This is a genomic window from [Pantoea] beijingensis (assembly GCF_022647505.1).
Taxonomy (GTDB): domain Bacteria; phylum Pseudomonadota; class Gammaproteobacteria; order Enterobacterales; family Enterobacteriaceae; genus Erwinia; species Erwinia beijingensis.
The window spans coordinates 667,318-692,739 of the sequence record NZ_CP071409.1 but is presented as its reverse complement, the minus strand read 5'-3'; the positions used below and the strand labels follow the sequence as shown (position 1 = coordinate 692,739).

Annotated in this window: 22 protein-coding genes and 1 pseudogene; 15 read left to right on the top strand and 8 right to left on the bottom strand. The window is 49.4% G+C overall.

Annotated features, from left to right (window positions below):
• The first annotated feature begins 103 nt into the window (after positions 1-103).
• The 3 genes from J1C60_RS03160 to mdcH are packed head-to-tail and all read left to right on the top strand — an operon-like array spanning position 104 to position 2,615.
• Positions 104-1,063 carry an AEC family transporter gene (locus tag J1C60_RS03160; RefSeq protein WP_128178456.1) on the top strand — a complete coding sequence of 320 codons (960 nt, stop codon included), beginning with the start codon at positions 104-106 and terminating at the stop codon, positions 1,061-1,063.
• 3 nt (positions 1,064-1,066) lie between these two features.
• Positions 1,067-1,675 (top strand): malonate decarboxylase holo-ACP synthase, encoded by a 609-nt coding sequence (locus tag J1C60_RS03155; RefSeq protein WP_128178457.1) that lies wholly within the window; start codon positions 1,067-1,069, stop codon positions 1,673-1,675.
• Between the two features lie 37 nt (positions 1,676-1,712).
• On the top strand, positions 1,713-2,615 hold the full coding sequence (gene mdcH / locus J1C60_RS03150; protein ID WP_128178458.1) for a malonate decarboxylase subunit epsilon: 903 nt from the start codon (positions 1,713-1,715) through the stop codon (positions 2,613-2,615).
• Here mdcH and J1C60_RS03145 read toward each other — a convergent pair.
• A complete protein-coding gene (locus J1C60_RS03145; protein ID WP_128178459.1) occupies positions 2,581-3,531 on the bottom strand; it encodes a LysR family transcriptional regulator in 951 nt (316 codons plus the stop codon). The two genes, mdcH and J1C60_RS03145, sit on opposite strands and share 35 nt — an antisense overlap.
• Before the next feature lie 500 nt (positions 3,532-4,031).
• Between J1C60_RS03145 and J1C60_RS03140 the strand changes: the two genes are divergently transcribed.
• Complete coding sequence (locus J1C60_RS03140) at positions 4,032-5,255, top strand: oxalate decarboxylase family bicupin (RefSeq protein WP_128178460.1); 1,224 nt, start codon at positions 4,032-4,034, stop codon at positions 5,253-5,255.
• 38 nt (positions 5,256-5,293) lie between these two features.
• Here the strand turns inward: J1C60_RS03140 and J1C60_RS03135 are convergent, their stop codons facing one another.
• The gene (locus J1C60_RS03135) at positions 5,294-6,301 is read right to left on the bottom strand and encodes a LysR family transcriptional regulator (RefSeq protein WP_235859173.1); all 1,008 of its coding nucleotides are present in this window, start codon (positions 6,299-6,301) and stop codon (positions 5,294-5,296) included.
• A gap of 177 nt (positions 6,302-6,478) precedes the next feature.
• Here J1C60_RS03135 and J1C60_RS03130 point away from each other — a divergent pair, with 177 nt between their 5' ends.
• From J1C60_RS03130 to J1C60_RS03110, 5 genes are all read left to right on the top strand, one after another.
• On the top strand, positions 6,479-7,744 hold the full coding sequence (locus J1C60_RS03130) for an ABC transporter substrate-binding protein (protein WP_128178462.1): 1,266 nt from the start codon (positions 6,479-6,481) through the stop codon (positions 7,742-7,744).
• A gap of 98 nt (positions 7,745-7,842) precedes the next feature.
• Positions 7,843-8,841 carry a carbohydrate ABC transporter permease gene (locus J1C60_RS03125; protein ID WP_229655783.1) on the top strand — a complete coding sequence of 333 codons (999 nt, stop codon included), beginning with the start codon at positions 7,843-7,845 and terminating at the stop codon, positions 8,839-8,841.
• The gene (locus J1C60_RS03120) at positions 8,838-9,683 is read left to right on the top strand and encodes a carbohydrate ABC transporter permease (protein WP_128178463.1); all 846 of its coding nucleotides are present in this window, start codon (positions 8,838-8,840) and stop codon (positions 9,681-9,683) included. Before J1C60_RS03125 ends, J1C60_RS03120 begins: the two co-directional genes overlap by 4 nt.
• Positions 9,684-9,702: 19 nt before the next feature.
• Entirely contained in the window at positions 9,703-10,827 is a 1,125-nt protein-coding gene (locus tag J1C60_RS03115) for an ABC transporter ATP-binding protein (RefSeq protein ID WP_128178464.1), read from the top strand.
• A 42-nt stretch (positions 10,828-10,869) separates the two neighbouring features.
• On the top strand, positions 10,870-12,549 hold the full coding sequence (locus J1C60_RS03110) for a glycoside hydrolase family 13 protein (protein WP_128178465.1): 1,680 nt from the start codon (positions 10,870-10,872) through the stop codon (positions 12,547-12,549).
• A gap of 68 nt (positions 12,550-12,617) precedes the next feature.
• Here J1C60_RS03110 and J1C60_RS03105 read toward each other — a convergent pair whose 3' ends face one another.
• Positions 12,618-13,556 (bottom strand): LysR family transcriptional regulator, encoded by a 939-nt coding sequence (locus tag J1C60_RS03105; protein ID WP_128178466.1) that lies wholly within the window; start codon positions 13,554-13,556, stop codon positions 12,618-12,620.
• 147 nt (positions 13,557-13,703) lie between these two features.
• On the opposite strand from J1C60_RS03105, the gene dctA reads away from it, so the two are divergent.
• From dctA to ftnA, 4 genes and pseudogenes are all read left to right on the top strand, one after another.
• The gene (dctA, locus tag J1C60_RS03100; protein ID WP_128178467.1) at positions 13,704-14,993 is read left to right on the top strand and encodes a C4-dicarboxylate transporter DctA; all 1,290 of its coding nucleotides are present in this window, start codon (positions 13,704-13,706) and stop codon (positions 14,991-14,993) included.
• A 52-nt stretch (positions 14,994-15,045) separates the two neighbouring features.
• On the top strand, positions 15,046-16,209 hold the full coding sequence (locus tag J1C60_RS03095; protein ID WP_128178468.1) for a mandelate racemase/muconate lactonizing enzyme family protein: 1,164 nt from the start codon (positions 15,046-15,048) through the stop codon (positions 16,207-16,209).
• Between the two features lie 139 nt (positions 16,210-16,348).
• Positions 16,349-16,678, top strand: a pseudogene (locus J1C60_RS03090) (ABC transporter substrate-binding protein); the annotation flags it as partial.
• A 536-nt stretch (positions 16,679-17,214) separates the two neighbouring features.
• Positions 17,215-17,727: a non-heme ferritin gene (ftnA, locus tag J1C60_RS03085; RefSeq protein ID WP_128178470.1), complete on the top strand. Its 513-nt coding sequence runs from the start codon at positions 17,215-17,217 to the stop codon at positions 17,725-17,727.
• 35 nt (positions 17,728-17,762) lie between these two features.
• On the opposite strand, the gene J1C60_RS03080 is transcribed toward ftnA, so the two are convergent.
• On the bottom strand, positions 17,763-19,031 hold the full coding sequence (locus J1C60_RS03080; protein WP_128178471.1) for an acid phosphatase: 1,269 nt from the start codon (positions 19,029-19,031) through the stop codon (positions 17,763-17,765).
• 703 nt (positions 19,032-19,734) lie between these two features.
• Between J1C60_RS03080 and J1C60_RS03075 the strand changes: the two genes are divergently transcribed.
• A complete protein-coding gene (locus J1C60_RS03075) occupies positions 19,735-20,358 on the top strand; it encodes a response regulator transcription factor (RefSeq protein ID WP_128178472.1) in 624 nt (207 codons plus the stop codon).
• Between the two features lie 313 nt (positions 20,359-20,671).
• On the top strand, positions 20,672-21,154 hold the full coding sequence (locus tag J1C60_RS03070) for a YlaC family protein (RefSeq protein WP_128178473.1): 483 nt from the start codon (positions 20,672-20,674) through the stop codon (positions 21,152-21,154).
• A 1-nt stretch (position 21,155) separates the two neighbouring features.
• Here J1C60_RS03070 and J1C60_RS03065 read toward each other — a convergent pair whose 3' ends face one another.
• The 4 genes from J1C60_RS03065 to exbB form a co-directional block, all read right to left on the bottom strand.
• Positions 21,156-22,565, bottom strand: coding sequence for an aminotransferase-like domain-containing protein (locus J1C60_RS03065; protein ID WP_128178474.1), 1,410 nt, complete (start codon positions 22,563-22,565; stop codon positions 21,156-21,158).
• A gap of 116 nt (positions 22,566-22,681) precedes the next feature.
• Positions 22,682-23,998 carry an MFS transporter gene (gene tcuC, locus J1C60_RS03060; RefSeq protein ID WP_128178475.1) on the bottom strand — a complete coding sequence of 439 codons (1,317 nt, stop codon included), beginning with the start codon at positions 23,996-23,998 and terminating at the stop codon, positions 22,682-22,684.
• Positions 23,999-24,201: 203 nt separating this feature from the next.
• Positions 24,202-24,624: a TonB system transport protein ExbD gene (gene exbD / locus J1C60_RS03055; protein ID WP_128178476.1), complete on the bottom strand. Its 423-nt coding sequence runs from the start codon at positions 24,622-24,624 to the stop codon at positions 24,202-24,204.
• A 5-nt stretch (positions 24,625-24,629) separates the two neighbouring features.
• On the bottom strand, positions 24,630-25,364 hold the full coding sequence (exbB, locus tag J1C60_RS03050; RefSeq protein WP_128178669.1) for a tol-pal system-associated acyl-CoA thioesterase: 735 nt from the start codon (positions 25,362-25,364) through the stop codon (positions 24,630-24,632).
• Between the last annotated feature and the right edge of the window lie 58 nt (positions 25,365-25,422).

Here is a 25,422-nt window from a genome sequence, read left to right as displayed (position 1 = left end):
ATTCAGATGGGCACTGAGCTGCCCATCGACGCCACCAGCGTGACCAGATAATAACAACATCGCGCCTGTGCTTAACTATAACTCGTTGTTAACAGGTGGTTTTATGACTTACGTAATTATTCATGCCCTTGCCCCAATCTTCGTTATCATGCTGTTAGGCTTCTATGCCGGAAAAACCAAGATGGTGGACAATCAAAATGTCGCACTGCTGAACATTTTTGTGATGGATTTTGCTTTACCCGCCGCGTTGTTCAGTGCAACGGTGCAAACACCGTGGGTCGGTATCGTTCAGCAATCTCCGCTGATTGTGGTGCTGGTGCTGGCCATGTGGATCGCCTGGCTGGCTATTTATTTCCTCTGTACCCGCGTATTTAAGAAAACCCCGCAGGACGCAGCGGTGCTGACGCTGACCGTAGCATTACCAAACTATGCCGCGTTGGGCCTGCCTATTCTTGGTAGCGTACTCGGTGAAAGTTCGGCGACCTCACTGTCAGTTGCCGCCTCTATCGCCTGTGGTTCCGTGCTAATGACGCCGTTTTGTTTGCTTATTCTGGAACGAGAAAAAGCACGTGAGGCCGGAGGAAATCAGAAAGCATCGTTGGCGATGCTGCCGGTATTGATGTGGCGTTCGGTCATCAAACCGATTGTCTGGGGGCCATTACTGGGTGTAGTGCTGTCGGCGATTGGCGTGAGTATGCCTGAACTGGTGCTCTCTGCCATCAAACCGCTGGGGCTTGCTGCAACCGCCGCCGCCCTGTTCCTGACCGGCGTGATTTTATCCGCACGCAAATTAAAAATAAATGCGGCGGTTACGCTCTCCAGTCTTACCAAGCTGCTGATTCAGCCGCTGATTGCCTGGGGATTAGTCCTGGCCCTGGGGCTGCACGGTTCGCTGGCGATTACCTCGATTCTGATGATTGCACTTTCCGCCGGGTTCTTTGGTGTGGTGTTTGGTAATCGCTTTGGCGTTCAGTCGCCGGATGCGGAAGCCACCTTGCTGGTGAGTTCGGTGCTCTGTATCGTCACACTACCGCTCTTTATTTCACTGACATCAGGAATGTAAACCATGCTGCCGCGCCCACACGATCTCATTTGGCTAACGGATAGTCACGCATTACAGGGTGAGTTACCCGAATGGGTCAGTAACCAGTGGCATCTCTCGTTGCCGCTGGTGGTGCGGCGCGATACACACCCGGCTGGGCTGATTCCCGTCGGCATTCGCGGCCTGCGACGCGATCAGCGGGCAGCGGCATGGGCAACCGCCGGGGCAATTCAACGCCGGGTGACGCCCGAAACGCTGGTCGACCTCCAGGCGCTGCTCCGCTCACCGTTCGTTTCACAACCGCCGGTACAGAGCGCCATTACTTTGTCACAACACTGTTGGTCGTGGTGTTGGGGCATTACCGGTAGCTGCGGCTATGCGCTGGCAACCGAAATGCCGGTGATGCAGAGCCATAGCGATCTCGATCTGCTTATTCGTGCTCCGACCCCTTTATCGGATGAAGAGATGACGCGCTGGCAGCACACTGTCAGTCATTTGCCCTGTCGGGTCGATACCCAGGTTGACACCCCGTTTGGCGCTTTTGCGCTGGTCGAATGGCTACGGGATGGACGCGCCTTACTCAAAACGCCGCACGGACCGCGATTAACGTCATCCCCGTGGTCGCCATGCTAACCGATGGCATCACGAGGATAATCTCAGGATGTGAGTTATGAAGATACTGTTTACTTTTCCCGGCCAGGGCGCACAGAGGCCTGGCATGCTGCAGGCGTTACCCGATGGGGAAACGTGGTTAAATCAAGCCAGTGACGTATTACAGGAAGATGTGCGTCAGTTGGATACCTCAGGCGCCCTACGCCACACCCGATCGGTTCAGCTCTGCCTGTTAATTAGCGGCGTGGCATATGCCCGAACGCTAATCGCACAAGGTATTCAGCCCGATTTTGTTAGTGGTTTATCCATCGGCGCTTTTCCAGCCGCGGTCGTGTCTGGTGCGCTGAGATTTGACGACGCGCTGAGGCTGGTTGCACTACGCGGGGATCTTATGGAGCAAGCATGGCCACAAGGATATGGCCTGACGGTAATCATCGGCTTAACTCAACGACAGCTTGAGCCCTTACTCGGTGAATGTTATCTCGCCAATATCAATGCTGAAAAGCAAATGGTGATCGCCGGTCGCGATGAAGCGATGACGGACGTCGCTCGGCTAGCACGAGAAAAAGGCGCGCGCAGAACATGCCGTTTGGCGGTCAGCGTGCCGTCCCACTGCGCACTATTACAGGAACCAGCAACACGTCTGCTCGCCGCTTTTCAGCGCGTACAGCTTAAGCCACCGACTCATGCTTATCTCAGCGGCAGCAGCGGGCGCGTATTATGGAAACCCGATAGGATCCAGGAGGATTTAGCGATGAATATGGCGCGTACCGTACACTGGCATGAGGCGATGATTGCGGCCAATGAGCGTGAGGTTGGTCTGGCGATCGAGATGCCGCCGGGTTCGACGCTTAGCGGTCTGACAGGCCAGGCCTTTCAGTACGGAGAGGCAATCGCCCTGGAACAAAGCGGTATACCACTCGCCATTACGCTGGCACAACGGGCACGTCTGGCGCGTTAAAGGCGTTTTTCCGTGCATACATGCGCCCTTCAGCCGCGAGAGCCAGCAGGTTTGGATCATGTTCGCGGTTACGATCGAATACGATAGCCAGCGTTTGTCGCATCTGGTAAGGCAGCCCAAGCGGAACCAACTGCACAGCGTTCTCATAAACTTTCTTCATGCGGCCGGGTAACAGGGTAAACCCCACCCCGGCCTGAACCAGACTCAGCATGGAGAAAATATCGTTTACCCGCATCACAATATCCGGTTGAAAACCGGCAATATTAAAAGCCTCCCTGAAACCGTTATAGGTGGCAAACCCCTCTGCCAGCGAGACAAATTTTTGCTGGCGAAAATCCCGTAAGTCGGCGGGCTTACTACTATCCAGGCCAGAGCCTACCGGTGCCGCGAGGTATATATCATCCTCGAACAGCGGCAAAACCTCATGATAATTGCGGTCGATCTGGCTGTCGCTCACAGAGAGAATAATCGCATCCAGTAGGCCATCTTCCAGCTTGCTTAATAACACCTCGTTCGACCCCATGGTCAAATCCATCTCCAGCTCCGGGCGGCGTAATTTCATGCCCATAATCAGCTTGGGGATGGTTTCCAGCGTCAGAGAATAGAGGGTGCCAAGGCGAATACGCCCCTGCCCGACGCCCGCTTTTTTCCGTGTTTCCTCTATGCCTCGCTCCATAAGGGACAACGCATCCCGCGTGTATTCCAGCAACGTCATCGCCGCAGGTAGCGGCTGCAGATTGCGGCCTTTATGGATGAACAACGGACAGCGAACACTCTCTTCCAGCGAGTGCAGTGCGCGATGCACGCTAACACCGCTTAACCCCAGGCTTTCTGCAGTTCGGGCGATATTTCCGTTGATCATGAATGCCATAAATATTTCAAGTTTTCGGAAGCTGATATCGACATCAATTTTCATACGATATCCTTTGGTCTAATTGAAAAGACAAATAACGACACTCCGTACGTTTGCCACCTTCGTGAAAGACGCAGGGTTAGCATATCGTAAAGCGTTCGGCGCAATATGATGGCGCGCAAAAACGCACGTATTAAAAATCAGATCCTGTTACGTTAGTGTCTGTTTACTACCAGCAGTAACGCTTCATTTCCTTCCGACCGCCCCGGGCGATCAAATCCATTAAAATTTTCACTGTGTCCTTCCACGTTTTTTACCGTTTAGTGCGAAAACCAGGTTAATAACATCAACGCAACATTAACCAGCATGGAAAACACGCCTCCGGCTCAATACATAAATAAATTTAATAAAATAATTTGATGGATCTTTTTTTACACTCCCGTGTCTGATTGCGCTTACTTCCGCTGTTTTTTCTGAATAAATATGGATGTGGCGTAGCATTTTGCTGCTTTGAAGCATGCTTCCCCATACTAAAAATCAAAGTAAACATAAGGAACGTTGCTATGAATCCGATAACCCGTCGCAATTTTATGGCCTTTGCCGCCGGAGGAACCGTTGCTCTGGCCGCAGGTAAAGTTCATGCGCATGAAAAGCCGATAGCGCAACCATGGAATGGCCAACGAGGTGGCACTGACCCTGGCCCACACAATTCTCTTCGCGAAAAGGAAAACCCGGATATCGTCAATCCCCCAGCGACCGATAGCGGAACGTTACCAAACCTACGTTTTTCGTTTAGCGATTCGCACGTGCGTAAAGGAAGCGGTGGCTGGACGCGTCAGGTCACCCAGCGTGAGCTGGGGATTTCCACAACCATCGCCGGAGTGGATATGCGTCTGAATACCGGCGGTATTCGCGAGTTACATTGGCATAAAGAAGGTGAATGGGCGTATATGCTCTACGGTAAGGCTCGTATCACCGCGCTTGATGTTGACGGCAGTGGGTTTATCGACGATGTCAGCAAAGGCGATCTGTGGTATTTCCCCCCCGGTGTGCCGCACTCAATACAGGGGTTAGGACCGGACGGCTGCGAATTTTTGCTGGCCTTCGATAGCGGAAATTTCGATGAGGACAGTACCTTTCTGTTAAGTGATTGGTTTAAACACGTTCCACCGGACATTCTGGCAAAAAACTTCGGCGTACCTGCGGATACCTTTAGCAAACTGCCCTCGCCGCAAGATGAATACATCTTTTCCGGGAAAACACCGGGGGATTTGCGTCACGATGCGATTGCCGATGCACCGAAATCAACGCGGGCTTTTAGCCACCGTATGCTGGCGCAAACGCCGATTACGCTGAAAGGAGGAACGGTGCGTATTACGGATTCCTCAACCTTCAAAATCTCTAAGACGATAGCCGCCGCGCTGGTGGAATTACAGCCTGGCGCCATGCGTGAATTGCACTGGCATCCTAACAATGATGAGTGGCAGTACTATCTCGAAGGACAAGGTAGGATGGGCGTCTTTGCCTCTTCCGGCCAGGCCAGAACCTTTGATTTTCAGGCCGGTGACGTGGGCTATGTCCCCTTTGCTATGGGGCACTACATCGAAAACACTGGCGGTAAGCCGCTGATTTTTCTGGAACTATTCAAAAGCGATCACTATGCAGATATTTCACTTAATCAATGGCTGGCTTCAACGCCGCCAGCGTTAGTGAAGCAGCATTTACAACTGGATGATACGTTTATGCAGGCGCTAAATAAGAATAAAACGCCGATCGTAGGGGGATAAACACCGGGGGGCGGTTATCGGGCCGCCCTTGTGCGACCTCAGCGTCCACGCCGAGGCGATACGTTGCCGGTGGTTGATGTTTTCGCTGCAGATGTCGGTGCTTTTTCCGGGTCGCGCTCCAGCTCATGCAAATGCAGTTGCACATGCTGACGGATTAGCGCAATGGCCTGTGATATATGAGGTGTTTCCGCATTCTCAGCCATGATATATACCCCGACCATTTCGCGTTTACTGGCTCTGGTCATCGGCAATGACGCGATGTTGTAGCGGCTAAACCAGGGTGCCATGCTCGTCGGATAGGGCATTACCGCATCAGAGTCCTGTAGCATATCCAACGCGGCCATCATGGAATTCGCGGAATAGAGGATACGGTCGGTCAAATGTAGCAGCTTCCGCTCATGCTTTTTCGGTTGAAGATCCTCAACCAGATGCTGATGGCGCAGCGCATCCGGTGTCAGTTCCATATAAGGATAAGGTAGCAACTGCTCCAGCGTGAGCGGACGATTAAGCGTAAAGAGCGGATGATCACGCCGCGCATAAATGCTGTTAACGGTACTGAACAACGGTAAAAACAGCATGCCTGTTTTGGGATTTAACCCTTCAATTTCATGGCCGATAAACAGATCGATATCCCCACTGAGCAGTAAATCCATCAGCCAGAGATGGTTGCCAAGCTCAAAATGCATATTGGCATTGCTGTAGCGCTGGCGGTGCGCGACAAACATCGCTTTCATAAATATAAACCACCAGGCATGGCCGGTACCAATACGCAGGCTTTGTTCCTGGCGGACCTTAATAATCTCCATTTTAATCAGGGTATTATCATAAATACGCTGCATCATTCTCGCCTGTTCCAGCAACAATTCGCCGTAGGACGTCAGCTTAATACCGTTGGGGAGACGCTCAAATAACACCACGCCGAGGCTCTCTTCCAGTTTCTTCATGTTGTGCGTCAGCGTTGGCTGGCTCAGACAAAGTTTGTTTGCTGCGTGACTCACATTGTTGAAAGTTGCCACTTCAATAAACTGGCGCAGAAATTTGTCCACGATCACGTTCCCCGGCTAAGGTATAGATGTCATCTATACCTTAGCCGTGAATATATATTTCCACCAGTAAGCATAATTAACTACGGTTAACGAGTCGAACCGCTTACCGCAGGGTTTCTCTTTGTTATGGCAGAACGTCCCCTTGTTGCCGGGCAGGAAAAATAAAAAGAGGAAACAATGAAAAAATTAACATTGAGTATCTTAGCTGCTGCTGTCGCCAGCCTCTCCCATTATGCCAGCGCAGTGACTATACGAATGGAATGTCCGACTTCGCCAGGCGGCAAAGACTACTGCAGTTATGTGAAAGCGCGTTTCGAAAAAACCACCGGTGACACGCTCGAATTTGTTGAACTCCCCGCCGCTTCCGATGAAAAACTGGCTCTGTTACAGCAATTGTTTGCGGCGAAAGATGAAAAAGCCGTGGATGTATTTCAATCCGATACCATCTGGATTGGCCTGCTGGACAAACATACACTCGATTTAACCGATGAATTTGGTAAGACCCGTGACCGCTATTTTAAAGGTGCCTGGAATAACGATACCTTAAACGGGCGGCTGAAAGCGCTACCGTTCTACCTCGACGTCGGCATGCTTTATTATCGCAAAGATTTGCTGGAAAAATATCAGGAACAACCGCCGAAAACATGGGAAGAACTCACCCGCATTGCCACTAAAATTCAGGATGAAGAACGCAAGAGCGGACGCAATAATTTCTGGGGCATGGTATTTCAGGGGAAATCGTACGAGGGGTTAACCTGTAATGCCCTTGAATGGATTAACTCCAGCGGCGGCGGCACTTTTGTCGATGAGAAGGGCAACATCACCATTAATAATCCACAGGCTGCAAAAATACTGGATCTTGCCGCCAGTTGGATTGGCAAGATTACGCCCAAAGGCGCGCTAGGTTATAAAGAAGAAGAATCGCGCGCGGTGTTCCAGAATGGTGATGCGCTATTTATGCGTAACTGGCCTTACGCATATCAGCTATCGCAAGGGGATGACAGTCCGCTGAGAGATAAAGTGGGTATTATGCCACTGCCGTCGGGTGAAGGAGGAGAGTCCAGTGCAACGCTGGGTGGCTGGCAGTGGTCGGTCAATGCCAATACCCAGAATAAGGCCGCAGTCTATGCTCTGTTAAAAATTGTTGCGGATGATGACGCGCAAAAAGTGGCGTTGAAAACGATGGGCTTTACCCCGTCAAATCCGGCACTGTACAAAGATAAAGAGGTGCTGGCCACCGCGCCTCAGCTGGCACTGTTTGCGCCAGTGTTTGACGCCGCCATTGCCCGCCCGGCAACCCCGACCAGAGCGCAGTATCCGAAAGTCTCTAACGCAATTTTCAATCAGGTATTCCAGGTTCTGAACGGTAATGCCAATGGCCAGAACGCCGTTGTCGCCCTGGAAAAACGTCTGCAGCGTATTAAGGGTCAACAATGGCGTTGAGCCTGCCGGAGCCCTGAAAGACGGCAAGTATCCAGCCGGTTATATGGCCTGTTGATAAGCTGGCAGGCCAGCGGTTGTTATCTTTTTCGGAGTGGCTGATGAAACGTCATAATCACCTGCACCCCTCGTCGGTATCACCGCAGGTCAGTGCAGGTATCCGGCCCGGCGGTAAGAATAAAACCAGAATATCCTGGCTTAAACGTCGCCGCCTGATGGCATGGTGGCTGGTTACCCCGACGATTATCCTGCTAATACTCTCTGCCGGATGGCCGCTGTTCCGTACTTTTTTCTTTAGCTTTACCAACGCCGCACTGGACGATCTCTCTGATTTCCAGATGGTGGGCCTTAGCAATTATTGGGCGAAAGTTGATGGTCATACGATTGGCGTACTGGTCGATCCTTTATGGTGGCACGCTGTCTGGAATACGCTGTGGTTTACCACTATTTCCGTTTCGCTTGAGCTGATTTTCGGCATGCTACTGGCCTTGTTGATGAACCAACCATTCCGTGGCCGGGGGCTGGTACGTACAGCCATTTTAATCCCATGGGCGATCCCGACCATTGTTAGCGCCAAAATGTGGGGCTGGATGTTTCACGATCAGTATGGCGTGGTAAATAATCTGCTCATGCATATTTTTGGTATGAAAAGCCATCTTGCCTGGATTGCTGAGCCCGCCCTTTCAATGTGGGCGGTGGTGATTGCCGATGTCTGGAAAACCACGCCGTTTATGGCCCTGATGCTGCTGGCGGCGCTGCAGTTGATCCCCGCGGATCTGTATGAGGCCGCACGCGTCGACGGCGCCAGCGCATGGCAGCGATTTCGTCGCATTACCCTGCCGCTCATTATGCCTGCTGCCATTGTTGCGCTTATTTTCAGAGTTATGGATGCCATGCGCATTTTTGATCTGATTTACGTACTGACCTCAAACAGCGAGGCCACTATGTCTGTTTCCAGTTACGCCCGTCAGCAGATCATGACTTACCAGGATATGGGCAGCGGCTCCGCCGCCTCAGTTTTGGTGTTTATGATGGTGGCCGGTATCGCCGCCAGCTTCCTTTATGTGCAGCGTCTTAATGAGAAGGAAAAAAACACATGAAGCTGAGCCGCCGTCAACGCCAGTGGAGCCTGAAACTATTGATTTTGTTCTCCTCCGTCATTGCCTGTGCGGTCTGCATTTTTCCCTTTTACTATGCCATTTTGACCTCGTTTCGTCGCGGCCAAGACCTGTTTCAGCCCCACTATCTGCCGGATGGTTTTTTCTGGAATAACTATGTCATTGCTCTGGTACAAAATGGCGTCGCCCGGAGTCTGGTTAATTCATTGGTCGTCGCAACTCTGACCGTCACGCTCTGCCTGCTGGTGTCGATCACCGCCTCTTTTGCCCTGGCGCGGATCCCGTTTCGCGGCCGAAAATTTATGCTTTTTACCATTCTCTGCGTGTCGATGTTCCCGCAGGTAGCGGTACTCTCCGGCATGTTTGAACTGGTACGTTTTCTTGGGCTGTATGACTCGCTGGGCTCACTCGTATTGTCTTACACCACTTTTTCGTTGCCTTTCACCGTTTGGGTGCTAACGACTTTTATGCGTTCGGTTCCGGTAGAACTGGAGGAAGCGGCTATCGTTGACGGTGCCAGCACCTGGACCATTATTCGCCGGGTGTTTATGCCGATTATGGCACCGGCACTGGTTACGACTGGGCTGCTGGCGTTTATCGGTGCCTGGAACGAATTTATGTTCGCCCTGACATTTATTATCTCCGGCGATAAACGGACGGTGCCGGTTGCCATCGGCATGTTCCAGGGGGCCTCACCCTATGAGCTACCGTGGGGTAGCATCATGGCCGCGTCGGTGATCGTGACGCTCCCGATTATTCTGTTGGTTCTGATTTTTCAGAAACGCATTGTTAGCGGCCTGACCAGCGGCGCAATTAAAGGTTAACTTCGGGGAAAATAAAACGATGGTGCAGCTCGTTCTCGAAAAAGTACAAAAACGTTACGGCAGCTCATCCGAAGTCATTAAGCCGCTCGATTTACAGGTTAATGGCGGTGAGTTCGTGGTGGTGGTTGGTCCTTCCGGCTGCGGAAAATCTACGCTGCTGCGTATGGTCGCCGGCCTGGAAGAGATCAGCTCAGGTGATATGTTCCTTGATGGCATCAGGGTGAATGATGATTCGCCTTCTGAGCGCGGGATCGGCATGGTGTTTCAATCTTACGCACTTTATCCCCATATGACGGTTTACCAGAATATGGCGTTTGCGCTGGAAATGGCAAAGCTGACAAAACCAGAAATAGACCGGCGCGTGCGTAACAGTGCCCATATTTTACAGCTGGAGCATTTGTTGGACCGGCGGCCTAAAGACCTGTCGGGCGGCCAACGCCAACGGGTGGCAATTGGCCGCGCTATCGTCCGTGAACCCAGCCTGTTTTTGTTTGATGAACCGCTGTCCAATCTGGATGCCGCACTGCGGGTACAAATGCGCATGGAGATCGCTGCATTGCATAAGCGAATCGGCGCCACGATCTTATATGTCACGCACGATCAGGTGGAGGCGATGACATTAGCCGATCGTATTGTGGTGCTGAATCAGGGACATATTGAGCAAGTCGGCTCGCCACTTGAACTGTATAACCGACCTGCAAATACTTTTGTTGCACAGTTTATTGGCTCCCCCAAAATGAATTTGATCCGCGGAATATTGCAACAGAGTCTCGGCGATCGCAGCACCGTGGTACTGGAAAACCGTGCGATCGTGACGCTTCCTATTACAACTTCTCAAGCAGCGGTAGGCCAAGCCGTTAGCGTTGGTATTCGTCCGGAACATCTGCAGCTGTGCAGCGTGGCAGAAGGGGATATTGAAGCGGAAGTATTGTTTATCGAACATATGGGCAATGAGTCGTTACTTTATCTGAACGGCGGCTACGGTGCCGATCCGCTGGTTATTCGCCACGCGAATACGCAATCTGCTGCTACCGGACAAAAAGCTGGCGTACGCCTGCCCGCCGCGTGCTGCTATCTGTTCGATGCTGAAGGCCAGGCATTCTATCGCCGCGATGATAGCCCACCCGATATGCTGCCACATTAACCGGCACCAGCCCGTCAACGCCATCGCTTAAAGGATCATCAGATGAATACAACCTTTACTCGCCGAAAGCCGAAAGATTGGTGGAAGGAGTCGATCGCTTACCAGATTTATCCACGCAGTTTTATGGATTCTAATCATGACGGTATTGGTGATTTAAACGGTATTACAGAGAAGCTTGATTACCTGCAGGATCTGGGAATCGACCTGATCTGGATCTGCCCGATGTATCGATCCCCCAACGATGATAATGGCTATGATATCAGCGATTATCAGCAAATCATGGCGGAGTTTGGCACCATGGCGGATTTCGATCGTTTACTGGATGAAGTCCATACCCGCGGGATGCATTTGGTGATCGATCTGGTGATCAACCACACCTCTGATGAACATCCGTGGTTTCTGGAGTCTCGTGCATCGCGTACCAATCCCAAGCGCGACTGGTATATCTGGCGTGAGGGCAAAAATGGCGCCGAACCCAATAATTGGGAGGGCATATTTAAAGGCTCTGCCTGGCAATACGATACGGCTACCGCACAGTATTATCTGCATCTGTTCACCCCACGTCAGCCCGATCTGAACTGGGAAAATCGCGATATGCGTGCGGCACTATACCGCATGATGCGCTGGTGGCTGGATAAGGGTGTGGACGGTTTTCGCATTGATGCCATCTGCCATATGAAAAAAGATCCCCTGCTGAGCGATATGCCAAACCCTAAAGGACAACGTTACGTTCCGTCGTTCGATCGCCATCTGAATTATGACGGGCTGCTGGAGTATGTGGATGATATGTGTCGCCAGGTGTTCGACCACTACAATATTGTTACCATCGGCGAAATGAACGGTATCGGAGCCGATCAGGGTGAAGCCTGGGTCGGGGAAAACCACAATCGTCTGAATATGATTTTTCAATTTGAACATGTCCGCCTGTGGCAGCATGAGCAATGCTTACCGCCCTCTGTGAACACGTTGAAGCATATTTTCACCCACTGGCAGGATGCGCTGGAAGGTAAAGGCTGGAATGCGCTGTACGTTGAAAATCATGATGTTAGCCGAGTAGTGACGCGTTGGGGAGCATGCCGTGAATTCTGGCGGGAAAGCGCCACCGCCATCGCCGCCATGTACTTTCTGATGAAGGGCACCCCATTTATTTACCAGGGGCAGGAGATCGGGATGACCAATAGCCATTTCGCGACCATCGAGGATTTCGATGATGTTTCGGCTAAAAATCAATATGCCGATCTGCTGAGTAAAGGCGTGGATAAAACGCAAATCCTGCAGTTGTTAAACCATACCGCCCGGGACCACAATCGTACCCCGATGCAGTGGGACAACAGCCAGAACGCAGGTTTTAGCGATGCGCCGCCGTGGCTGCGGGTGAATAAAAATTATCCAAAAATCAACGTCGCCGATCAGCAGCAGGATCCACTCTCGGTTCTAAACTTCTATAAAGCGCTGATCAGGCTGCGCAAACAGGAGAAAACGCTGGTGCAGGGGCGCTACCAGCTGGTGCTTAAACATCATCGCCAACTGTATGCCTACCGCCGTGACGGGGAAAACGATCGGATACTCATCATCTGCAACCTCTCAGGGGAATACGCCAGCTGGCAAGATGATACCGTAATGCTGGTTGGTCAAACGCTGCTGCTGAGCAATTATTCAGCCAGCGGCGATGACACCGGCCTGCGTCCCTGGGAAGCAAGAGTCTACCGCATGAGAACTTGATATTGTAAGCCCAGGAAAATGTTATTTCCTATCTTCATATCGGCCAGCTGCGACACCAATAAACATCATTATTGCTGGCCCTCAACGAAGATCTCCCATAGCTGTTCCGCCCCACGCGACATTTTGCTGGCGGGTCGGTAGATGCGTATTTCTACAGGGATAGACATGCCACTTGCGTTATCCGCTGCTGGCAGAATTTTCCCCATATCAACATCATGCTGTGCCAGCGATTGCGGGAGCCAGGCAATACCATCACCGCTTCTGACCATCGCAAGCAATGTCGCGGCTAAATCTGAAGTGAAGACCACATTCATACCGCGCTTTGCTCGATTTACCGACGAGATATTAGAAATAATTCGCCCCAACCCTGATTCGCTGCTGTATGACAACAGCGGAAATTCAGCGTGATTATCTATTGTCCATTTAGCCGTTATTGAGCCTTGCTCATCAGATTCTATCGCTGCTGAATAGGGAATAAGATAATCGGTTCCGACTCTTACGCTAAAGTAGTTCTCTTTGTCTAAATTCACGTGCATATGTGGATGATAGTGGCAGAGCAGAAACTGTGTTTCTCCCTGATTGATCATACGCTCACAGGCCCTCATGGTATCTGATACCAGCTGGAACGAACCGAATCGTGCAATTTTTTCATTGCGCCTTAGCCACGCAGGAAAGAAGGTAAAAGACAGGGCGTGGGTTGCGGTAAATATGACGCTTGGTGTGCCACTTCCCCCCATATCAAGCGTCTCACTTCTCAATGAATATAAAGAGCGGATTAAATCAGGCAGTTGTTTACAGAAAAACTCGCCTGCGATCGTCAAATGCACCCCACGGCGGTTTCTTTCAAACAGCGGCGTGCCAACCCACTCTTCAAGTGACTGGATGCGACGACTAAATGCGGGTTGCGTCACATATCGGGAAGCCGCTGCTTTTGAGAAATTAAGTGACTCCGCAAGTGCCGCACAGTCCTCAAGCCATGTTAATTCCAGGTGATGCCGATTTTGCATTACAGGGTCCCTTTTTTGCATTAGATAGAGTGCACCATAAGCTCCTAGTATGAATTCTGACAAGGCATTGATTCGTACCCGATGTCATACCACCACCATATATAAACTAATAAAACGGCATAACAGATGCTGTGGGAGTGGATTGCTATGCAGAGCTCGTCACGATTCAGACTGCTTAAAGAACTCTATATCCAGGTATTGATCGCTATTGTCATCGGGGGTGCAGTGGGTTTTCTGTGGCCTCACGTTGGCGTTACGCTACAACCTATCGCAGAGGGATTTATAAAGTTAATAAAAATGATGCTGTCTCCGATAATATTTTGTACCGTTGTGGTTGGCATCGCAAAAATGGGAAGCATCAAAGAAGTGGGCAAAACGGGTGCCCGGGCGTTAATTTATTTTGAAATCGTTTCAACTATCGCATTGTTGATCGGGCTTGTGGTTGCCAATATCGTAAAACCCGGTGAAGGGATGAATATCGACACTGGAAATATTGATACCAGCGCTATTTCTACTTATGTACATACTGCTGATAGCAGCGGTGGATTTATTGATTTTATTATGGGGATCATTCCTTCCACCATTGCTAATGCTTTTGTTCAAGGCAATATGCTACAGGTTATATTAATTTCTGTTTTATTTGGCATCGCAATGCTACAGATTGGCAAACGTGGAGAAAAACTTGTAGATATGATCGACTCGGGTCTGCAAGGGCTATTCAAAATGATTAATATCATTATGAAGCTTGCCCCATTAGGCGCCGGTGCTGGCATCGCCTTTACCATCGGAAAATATGGTATTTCAACGCTGTTGTCCTTTGGCTATTTAATGCTTGCCGTCTATGTCACCTCAATTATTTTTGTTGTCGTGGTATTGGGAACGGTTGCCCGCTGGGCGGGGTTCCCACTGATCGCATTAATGCGGTATATCAAAGATGAAATTTTTGTCACGTTAGGAACCTGCTCGACAGAAGCCGTCCTTCCAAGAATTATGGTCAAGCTCGAAAATGCAGGCGTTAATAAAGCGACGGTAGGAATGGTTCTGCCTACTGGTTATACATTTAACGCGGACGGAACGTCTATTTACCTTTCTATGGCGGCACTGTTTATCGCGCAGGCTACCAATACCGATCTTTCACTTCTACAGCAAATTATGTTGCTGGCCGTTTTATTATTAACGTCTAAAGGTTCTGCAGGCGTGGCAGGAGCTGGATTTGTTGCTTTAGCCGCAACACTATCCTCCATTGGCACTGTTCCTGTTGCCGGATTGGTTTTATTGCTCGGTGTTGATCGATTTATGAATGAAGCCAGAGCGGTGGTTAATCTTATCGGTAATACCGTAGCAACCATTGCTATCGCGAAATGGGAAAATACGTTTGACCAGTCTAAGGCAAACGAAATTATTCATGCGCAGCGAATCAAGCAGACGCATAACTGATAAACCCAGGAACCGTAACCGCATAATATATTGTTATTTTCAGGAGATGAACATGCGTATTACCGATGTAGTAGAGATCACAAAGCCTATTTCCTCCCCCATTCGCAATGCCTATATTGATTTTTCAAAAATGACAGCCAGCCTGGTTGCCGTAGTGACTGACGTAGTCCGTGATGGTCGCCGGGTTGTGGGTTATGGATTCAACTCAAATGGACGATATGGGCAGGGAGGATTAATAAGGGAACGCTTCCGCGATCGTATTCTTAATGCTGACGCCGACTCTTTGCTGAACAGCCAGGGCACGAATTTAGATCCTGATAAAATCTGGCATGCAATGATGGCTAATGAAAAACCCGGTGGTCATGGAGAGCGCTCCGTGGCCGTTGGAACCCTGGATATGGCGATTTGGGATGCAGTAGCAAAAATAGAGCAGAAACCGCTTTTCAGATTACTGGCCGAGAGAAAAGGTATTGAAGCCAATCCCCGCGTTTTTGTCTATGCAGCTGGCGGCTATTATTATCCGGGCAAGGATCTGGAAGCACTTAAAAAAGAGATGCGAGGGTATCTTAACCGCGGCTATAACGTTGTAAAAATGAAAATCGGCGGCGCTTCAATTGAAGAAGACCGTACGCGTATTGAAGCGGTGTTACAAGAAATCGGAAATGAAGCGCGTCTTGCGGTGGATGCCAATGGTCGTTTCGACCTGGAAACTGGCATTGCTTATGCGAAAATGCTGCGCCAGTATCCACTATTTTGGTATGAGGAGATCGGTGATCCACTGGATTATGCCCTTCAAGCTGCAATCAGCGAATTTTATCCAGGCTCAATGGCAACAGGAGAGAATTTATTTTCTCATCAGGATGCGCGTAATCTGCTGCGGTATGGTGGTATGCGCCCCGATCGGGATTATTTGCAGTTCGATTGCGCCTTATCTTACGGGCTATGTGAATACCTCCGTACGCTTGATGTGCTCAAGCAATTTGGCTGGTCTTCATCGCGCTGTGTTCCCCACGGCGGTCACCAAATGTCATTAAATATCGCTGCCGGGCTGGGATTAGGTGGCAATGAAAGTTACCCGGATCTATTCCAGCCTTATGGTGGTTTTCCTGATTCAGTGAAGGTCGACGATGGGCATATTATTATGCCGGAGCTGCCGGGAATTGGGTTTGAAGGGAAATCCGATCTGATCAAAGTGATGCGTGAGTTGGCAGAGTAAAAGCCGCAGAGCACTCTGTAATATACAGCGTTAATACAGCTTTTAACGCGTAAGCCCGCTGGTGAGGAGGTTGTACCTCACCAGCATTCAGCATGAGGGTTATTACGGTTTTCCTCAGTACGATCCCCTTTCCCAAATCAGCTTTATGCTGTTAGAAGAAGTGCTCAATCAGGAACAGAATGCGAAGGCCTATACTGATTTCTATCAGCAGCATCTCCAGGCTATCCAGCAAAAAACAGCAACCGTTTCCACTAAACCCCGTGTTTTTATTGAACCTGCCGCAGGAGTGGGAAGCGCCGACGATGCGTGCTGCTTTACGCATGCACATAATGGTTGGGGAGGGCTGGTCGAGGCCACTGAGGCAACCGATATCGGATCCCAGTTACTGGTGGGAGCGACCGGTTACATCAATATTGAAAAAATCATCAGCATGAAGCCGGATTTCTACGTTATGACCGGTTCTAAGCGGGCGGCAAAGGCAATGCGGTAATCCCTTTCGTATCAGCACTGACGCGAAACGGAGCATCCATATACGTGGCTTTGACAGCCCGCGAGAAGCCCGCCCGGCGAACCTTAAGGTGCCTTCACCATCATGATGGAGACATGAGTATTTCCCCAAGCTGTTATTATTTCCTGTAAAAGTACACATTTTATTTAAATGTAAAATAGAGTGAAATTAGGAATTATTATCATTTCATTATTTAAACATGACGAAAATAAACGCATTGACATTAAATATATAACCCTACAGCTCATCTCCTTTTTTATTTTGAAATGCGAATCAATTTCATTACAAAAAGGGAATAATTATATTTAAAAACAAATGACTACAATTTTATCATTCGCATAACAAACCTATATCACTTTTGCGGTTCGTAATGCATAATCACGGTTTGAAAATTATATTTCCTGAATAACCCGTGTGGCATCAACCCAGTGAACGTTTGCTGCTAACAGGGGTGTCGCGTTTAAATAATCGCTTTACTCTAAATAATTGGAATCGCTATGTTAACGAATGAAATGACCGCCAGGCTGAATGATCAGCTTAATCTGGAATTTTACTCTGCCAATCTTTATCTGCAAATGAGCGCATGGTGCAGCGATAAAGGGTTTGAAGGCGCAGCCGCATTTCTTAAAGAACACTCACGTGAAGAAATGGAACATATGCAACGTCTGTTTGATTACCTGAGTGACACAGGTGCGATGCCAGTGCTGGGAAGCATTGCTGCGCCGCCAATCGCCTTTAACTCACTGGCCGACGTATTCGAATTAACTTACGAGCATGAAAAACATATTACAGCCAAAATTAACGAGCTGGCACATGCTGCAATGACCTCACAAGATTATTCGACCTTTCATTTCCTGCAGTGGTATGTTGCTGAACAACACGAAGAAGAGAAGCTGTTTAAATCGGTGCTGGATAAACTGGCATTGGTGGGTAATAGCGGTAAGAGTTTGTTCTTTATTGATAAAGATCTGGCTCAGATGGGCAATAGCAATCACGGTCCTGCGGCCTGATTCTTCGGGCCGGCAAATGCCGGCCCCGCTTTCCATTAACGCGAATGTGCAGACTCTACCGCATCATGTAAATTCAGACGCTGCCAAAAATTCTGCTCACCCTTCCCACCAGACAGTGGGTAACCATCTGCCAGCGCCGTATTTACCATCAGCGCCCGGCGTTGTGCAGGGTTCAGATTAGGTAGCGGCGCTTCAAGTAAAACTTCAGCCCCCGGCGGAACGTCAACCTTATTGACCACAGCTGGCGATTTTGGTAGCTGATAGGTCATAGTAAAGCGGTAGAAGGTTTTCATCGAAGGTGAAGCATAAGGATCACTCTGTGCATCACTCTTCGCACACTGCGACAGGCTCATGCCACACTCTTTCTCTAATGCACTACGTAACTCTGCTTTCGCCTGCTCAAACAGTTTACGGTAGTTCGGATCGTTAAGATAATGCGCCACATTCCGCTCGGTGATCATTCGCGATCCCATAACATCCAGTGGATAGTGCACACCAAGTACGATGCGTGAATAGCCATAGCGTGCCCCGCGATCGATTAGAGGGACATAACGCTCCGGGATCATCTGTGCCATCAGCAGCGCATCCGTATAGCCGGTATTCGTGTGACCGCTTGGGAAAGCCCCACCGTCCGCACTGTAAGGCTGGTTATCTTTTACAACGACATCATCCGGCACTTTATGAATCAGGTTATCAGGCTGCAAAAATGGGCGAGGATAATTAAAGTGTTTTTTCGCCGCAGAGGTGCTGACTTCACTTGCCTTAATTAAGGCAGCAGCTTTATTCAATTCGCCCTTGTCATAAGCGGTAAGGAATGCTTTACCCAGCTTTGGTCCCATCGCATCTGCAAGAAAATAGAGATAGCTAATGCCTTCTGCATCGGCCAGCGCCTGATGGCGCTCTCCTGCCGTTGCATCACGGTTAATTCGTGTTACCGTCGCTAAACTCTGTGCTTTTATTTGGTCCGACAACGTATTAAAAGATTCCAGCAGTGCAATTCCCGCCTGCGCGTTTTCCTTCGGCTGAAAATCATAGCCGCTGGCCTTTAACCAGGCGCGATCGGCTAACTTATCCCCTTGCTTAGCCTGCTCTAATTGTCCACGTGTCAGGCTGGATTCGCCGTTCTGCAGTGACTGGCGTAAGCTCTGTAATATCTGACTTTCCAGTTCAACGAATGCAGGGCTATCACTGGCAGGTGTTGTGGTATCCACAATTGTCGTGACTTGGGAATAATCAAAACTTTTTGCATAAGCACCCTGCGTTGCTAACAACGCAGCGATGGCCAAAGGAAGGGAAATGCGCATAGAACGGGATCCTGTAAGTGAGAAGTAACGCTTTTTAATCGGCAGGCTAATGCCTTCCTGTGACATTTTTATGTCAAAAAATATTTTGACATCATTATTTGTGCCACTGGATAACGCTATTACGCTCGTTACACAGCACGTCAAAATTTTTTACGATGCTCCGGGCTGGTGCCTGCGGGCGCATCGATTTCCGGGGTACGCATATTTACATTATTGTCTGAATAATAAAGGGCTGTTTTTATTTTTATTCATATCAGCAGGATGCCCCCCGAAATATATAGCATCCGGTAACGCTAAATAACTGATCCTGCACAAAGATATCAAACCAACCGCGCTGAACACCCCAAAAATCGCGGGCATCAGCCGGAAAACGTCAACGACAAGCGGACACACAGACCGGCGCTAATGCCATCACAATATCAGGGCATGATCGGCAGTAAAGATGATAAAAATCAAAGTTATTATTAGTTGTTTCAGTAAATAATATCGGGGAACATGACCAACGACAGCACATGTTCCCCTCTCATTTTATTCTATAAAAAGTATCGTTAAGGATAAGATTCGTCCGACTGAATAAGCGCAAAAATATGCGATATGTTTCATATTATCACTGAATAAAAGTCGTTTAGAGACAAGTCTCAAATATGTAAGCAGTAGTGACAGTGATAATAGTAATATAATTCAATACAACTCTGGTAATAATATGATTAATTCCATTTTTATTGTTGATGATCACCCTATCATTGCCATGGGTGTCCGAGCATTACTTCGATCGCACGGCTATAACGTTGTCAGCGTCGTCGATAACGGGCTAGCGGTGATTGCAGGGGTCGGACTGCATCGACCTGACCTGATCATTATGGATCTGAATATTCCGGGTCGGGATGGCATCCAAATTATTGAAAGCCTGAAGCGTATTAATAAAGATCAGAAAATCATCGTATTGACGGCGTTAGAAAGTGAGTATCACCGCCAGCGGTGCAGGCAGTTCGGCGTCGAAGGTTTTATTTATAAAAGCAATGAGATTAATACTCTACTGGAAGCAATACCGAAAGTTGAGCAAGGGCAATATGTCTACCCGGAAGAAAAAATGCCCCCGCGGCCCGGCGATAGCCTTGAAAGCCAGCGGCTAATGAGTTTATCAAAACGAGAACTCTCCGTTCTGATAAAGCTTGCCTCAGGAATGTCCAACAAAGAGATCGCAACACAACTCTCATTAAGCAATAAAACGATCAGCACCTATAAGGTGAAGATCATGCATAAATTGGAGATTAAAAATATCGTCGAAATAAATGAAATGGCAAAACGTAATTGTCTGGTGCAATGAAAGCTTATCTTCCTATTTCGGCAGGATAACATCTGCATTCCCACTTGCGCGCCATATAGCCCTTTCTGTTCCCTCAGGAACTTCGCCCCTGTACCGGAATCTCAGTTTCAGGGAAGCCTTCACGGCACAGTTTTGTATTGATGCTGCCACTACCGCTCCCTGAGCAAGAGCAAGGGCATATCAGCCGCGGTAACCGAGATGCACCTGTCTGTAAACTGTTATAGTTAAATACCCGCTAACTGTGTCTGTTACTGTAATTTACCGCATGTTCTAATTATATCCTGGCAGTAGTCATAAGACCGAGGTGAAGAAAATGGATGAGATAAAACAGATATTACAGCGTGAAATTGACACCCTGAATCGCGAAGAGTTGCGCGATAACAAACCGCGCTTTAGTTTTGGTTTTCTGAAAACGCATCCCGGTCTTTGGCTGTCAATGTACATCTGCTACGCACTGAGCGTTGCACTGATTTTCACCACCGATTTTCTCGGCTGGCCAGCCTTTTGGGGGGCTACGATTTTCATACTGGTGATGAGCGTGCTGATGCTGATGGACATTAATCCTAAGTATCGCTTTGAAGATATTGATACGCTTGATTTACGCGTCTGCTATAACGGCGAATGGTACTATGTACGCACGCTTTCGGACGAGGCAGTAAACGAAATTCTCAATCATCATGCAACGCCAGAAAATGTGAAAACCGGTATTCGTAATTTGTTAAATATGAAAGGCGAAGTCGATTTCTACGATGTGTACTCACTTACCTGGGGACGTGCCCGCGCTTCAGCTGTTTAAATCACATCATGGCGGCAATCAGGCCGCCAAGAATCGCCGCGGCCGCACCTGAAGCATCATCCCACGCCCACGCCGCATTAAAGCGAAAATAGTTAGCATATTGCTGCCCGGAAGAGAACATGCTACCTGGTGCGATACTGATCCGGTGCTTCAGCGCACGATAGTAGAGCTCTGTCGCATTGACCTGTTTCGGCAATTCAATCCATAAAAAATATCCTCCCCGAGAGTCATTAATTCGCGTGCCATAAGGCAGATGCTTTCTTAATGACTGGCGGGCCAGGTTTTTACGCTGTTCAAGTATCTGACGCAGCTTACGCAGATGGCTATCGTAGCTGCGGGTCCCAAGATAATTCGCCAGAGCTAATTGCATCGGGGTGCTGGTTGAAAGCGTGCTCATTAGCTGCAGACGCTGGATTCGTAAAGCATGTTTGCCAGCAGCCACCCAGCCAACCCGGAAACCCGCAACCAGATTTTTCGAGAACGAGGAGCAGTGCAACACATGACCATTCTTGTCAAACGCTTTAGCAGGTAATGGTTTCTCACCGCCAAAATAGAGCTCGTTATAAACATCATCCTCAATCATCGCCACATTATGCGCATCAAGTAGCGCCACCAGCTGCTGTTTTTTCTCTCTGGAGAGCGTAAAACCCACCGGATTTTGCTGATTCGTCATCAGCCAACACGCTTTAATCGGCCACTGATTTAGCGCCCTTTTCAACTCATCAAGGTCCATACCATGTTGAGGATCGGTGGCAATGGCAATCGCTTTCAGCTTCAGACGTTCGATCGCCTGTAGCGCACCATAAAAAGAGGGATTCTCAATCACCACCCAATCGCCCGGTTCCGTGACCGCCTGCAGGCTTAAATTCAATGCTTCCATCGCACCATTGGTAATTACAATTTCATCCGGCGATACGGATATACCCTGCTGTGCATAGCGCTGGGCTAATGTTTTCCGAAGGGCTTCATTACCGGGTGGGAGGTTATTCAGCGCATCCCCTGGTGTCATGCTATGAGAAACACTATTCAGAGAGCGCATCAGTTGGCGTTGGGGAAATAATTCCGGATCGGGAAATGCTGAGCCGAAAGGCATCATCAGCGGATCACGGCCAGCCTGCAGTACATCAAAGATAAAAGCGTTGATATCGACCGTTTCAGCCAGTTGGACCTTTTGGTGATTTACCGGCTGGCTCAGAAAGTCTGCTCGTGGCGCAACATAATAGCCCGACTGTGGCCGGGAAACGATCCACCCCTGACTTTCCAGCACCTGATAAGCATGCATTACCGTCATCAGGCTTAGTCCGCTCAGCACGACCTGCTCTCTCAATGAAGGAAGTTTTTCTCCGGGGTGCCACACTTCCGCTTCAATTTGAGCCCGGATTTGATGGACCAACTGCTGATATTTTGCCACGATCTGTTACAGGCCAGATTGAAGATGGGGATAATTATTATAGGTCATTCGGCTCTTTTGTCACTCAATGCAGACAACGGATGCATCGCCTGTTCCCAATACACCCGTTGCCAGACTCAAGCAGCCGCTGGATCAGTATGATGTTTAATCCGATATTGCCGTACCAGTCGATTAATGATGAATGTACCGATTAACCCGCACAGCGCAGCCAGCGTCAGCCAAGCCCCAGGCATCGCTTTATCACCCGTCTCATGTATCAGGTAACTACACATCGCGGGGGTGAAACCGCCAAACAGTGCCGTTGCCAGGCTATAAGCCATAGAAAACCCAGACGCCCGAACTTCCGCCGGCATGATCTCAGCCAGGTAGACGACCATTGCGCCATTATAACTGGCGTACAAAAACGACAGCCAGAGCTCAGCCTCCAGCAAACGTATTAAATCAGGTGCGCCAACCAGCCAGTGCAGCGTAGGCCATGCCGTAAAAATCATGAGAATCGCAAAAAAAATCAGAAGCGGCCGGCGTCCCACACGATCGGATAGCGCCCCCATGACCGGTAGCCAAAACAGATTAGAGATACCCACGCACAGGGTCACCAGGAAGCTGGCTCTATCACTCAGCATCAAAACGGTCTTACCGTACGTCGGCGTAAAAGCGGTGATCATGTAGAACATCACTGTGGTCGTGACTACCATCAGCATGCCCGCCAGTACCAGTGCCCAGTTGCTTGCGACTGACCGCATGATTTCACGCATCGGTGGATGATGCTTACGCTGACTAAACGCTGCCGTTTCCTCGAGCATACGGCGGATCCAGAACAAAAACGGGACGATCATACAACCGATGATAAAGGGTATGCGCCACCCCCATTCAGTTACCTGATCTTTCTCCAGCATGTGATTCAGCAGAAGCCCCAGCAGTGCGGCAAAGATAACCGCAATTTGTTGACTGCCCGACTGCCAACTAACGTAGAAGCCTTTACGACCCTTTGGTGCCGCTTCGGCGAGGTAAACCGATACTCCCCCGAGCTCGACACCCGCGGAAAAACCCTGCAACAATCGACCAAGCAGGATCAAAATCGGTGCGGCCACACCTATAGTTCCGTAGCCAGGTACGCAAGCAATAGTCAGTGTTCCTATGGCCATCAATACCAGTGTCAGCAATAGCCCTTTACGCCGCCCACGATTGTCAATGTAAGCCCCGAGAATAATGGCCCCTAAAGGACGCATTAAAAAGCCAGCGCCAAAGGTCATTAGCGTTAGCATCAGTGATGCAAAGGGGTTGTCGCTCGGAAAAAAAGTGTTGGCAATGGCTGAAGCGTAATAGCCAAATACCATGAAATCATACATTTCCAGAAAATTGCCGCTGGTTGCGCTGAAGATAGTTTTTGCGCCACTCGGTGACGTCCTGGTAACTGAAGTGGTTATAGTCATTGCTTGCTTCCTTATGTTCTCCCCCTTGTTTTTAGCGCGAGAAGCAGTCACTTAATGTGACAACAATCACCATTTCAGTTTACAAATCTGCAAAATTAGTAACTAAAGACCAACAAATATGACATCAAAGGGGGGCGAATGCGGGGCACAACAATCGAAATGAGAGGGCGTAGCGGAGAGAGGAGTTCCCTTCCGCTACCGAACTATTTCTTGGTGGTTTCCATTCCCATCAGACCGATCTTGAGGTAACCCGCCTGTCTGAGGGAGTCCATTACGCCCATGAGCGTTTCGTAATCGACCGTTTTATCTGCCTGAAAAAAGATAGTCGTATCTTTCTTACCTTCGGTTTGCGTGGTAAGTACGCGTACCAGGTCATCAGCATTTACGGCTTCATTGCCGATATACAGCTGTTTATCCGCTTTAATAGAAAGATAAACGGGTTTTTCCGGCCGCGGTTGAGGGGCACTGGTCGAAGCAGGCAAATTAACACGGACATCGACGGTTGCCAGAGGTGCGGCAACCATAAAGATGATCAGTAGAACCAACATCACGTCGATAAATGGCGTGACGTTAATTTCATGCATCTCACCGTTGCCGTCGAGATCTTCGTTTAATCGCATGGCCATAATACTTAACCTACCCGCAGTTTCTGGGCGGCAGAAACACGGTGCGAATCTGCGCTGTTAGCTAAATCAAGGTCACGACTCTGCAGTAACAAAACCTGGGCCGCAACATCACCTAAAGAGGCTTTATAATTCGCGATCATACGGGCAAAAACGTTATAAATAACGACTGCCGGGATCGCTGCAACCAACCCAATTGCCGTGGCAAGCAGGGCTTCAGCAATACCCGGAGCAACAACGGCCAGATTCGTGGTTTGCGTCTTTGCGATACCAATAAAGCTATTCATGATGCCCCAAACGGTACCAAACAGCCCGACGAAGGGCGCGATAGCACCTATTGTTGCGAGAAAACCGTTGCCCCGCCCTGCGTAACGACTCAACGCCGCCACTCGACGCTCCAGACGAAACCCCGTACGCTCTTTAATGCCGTCGTTATCATCTGAACCGGCAGAAAGCTCAAGCTCGTTTTGCGCTTCATTCAGCAATTGCTTGCTTAAGCTTTGTGCGGAAAAACTGTTACAGGTTTCTGCCGCTTCGCGCAGCGAACGTACCGTTGCTAACGCCTGCTGTTCGCGCTTAAGGCGACGTTTTGCCGATAATAGCTCTGCGCTTTTACTGAAGAAGATGGCCCATGTCACAACGGATGCCAGCAACAGCCCAATCATTACCGCCTTTACTACGATATCGGCATGATCGTACATGCCCCAAACGGAAAGGTCCGTTTGCATCAAATTATCGGTCACCACTCTGCGTCTCCAACCTTTTTAACCACACACAGAAAACAGTCGCGGATCATACCAA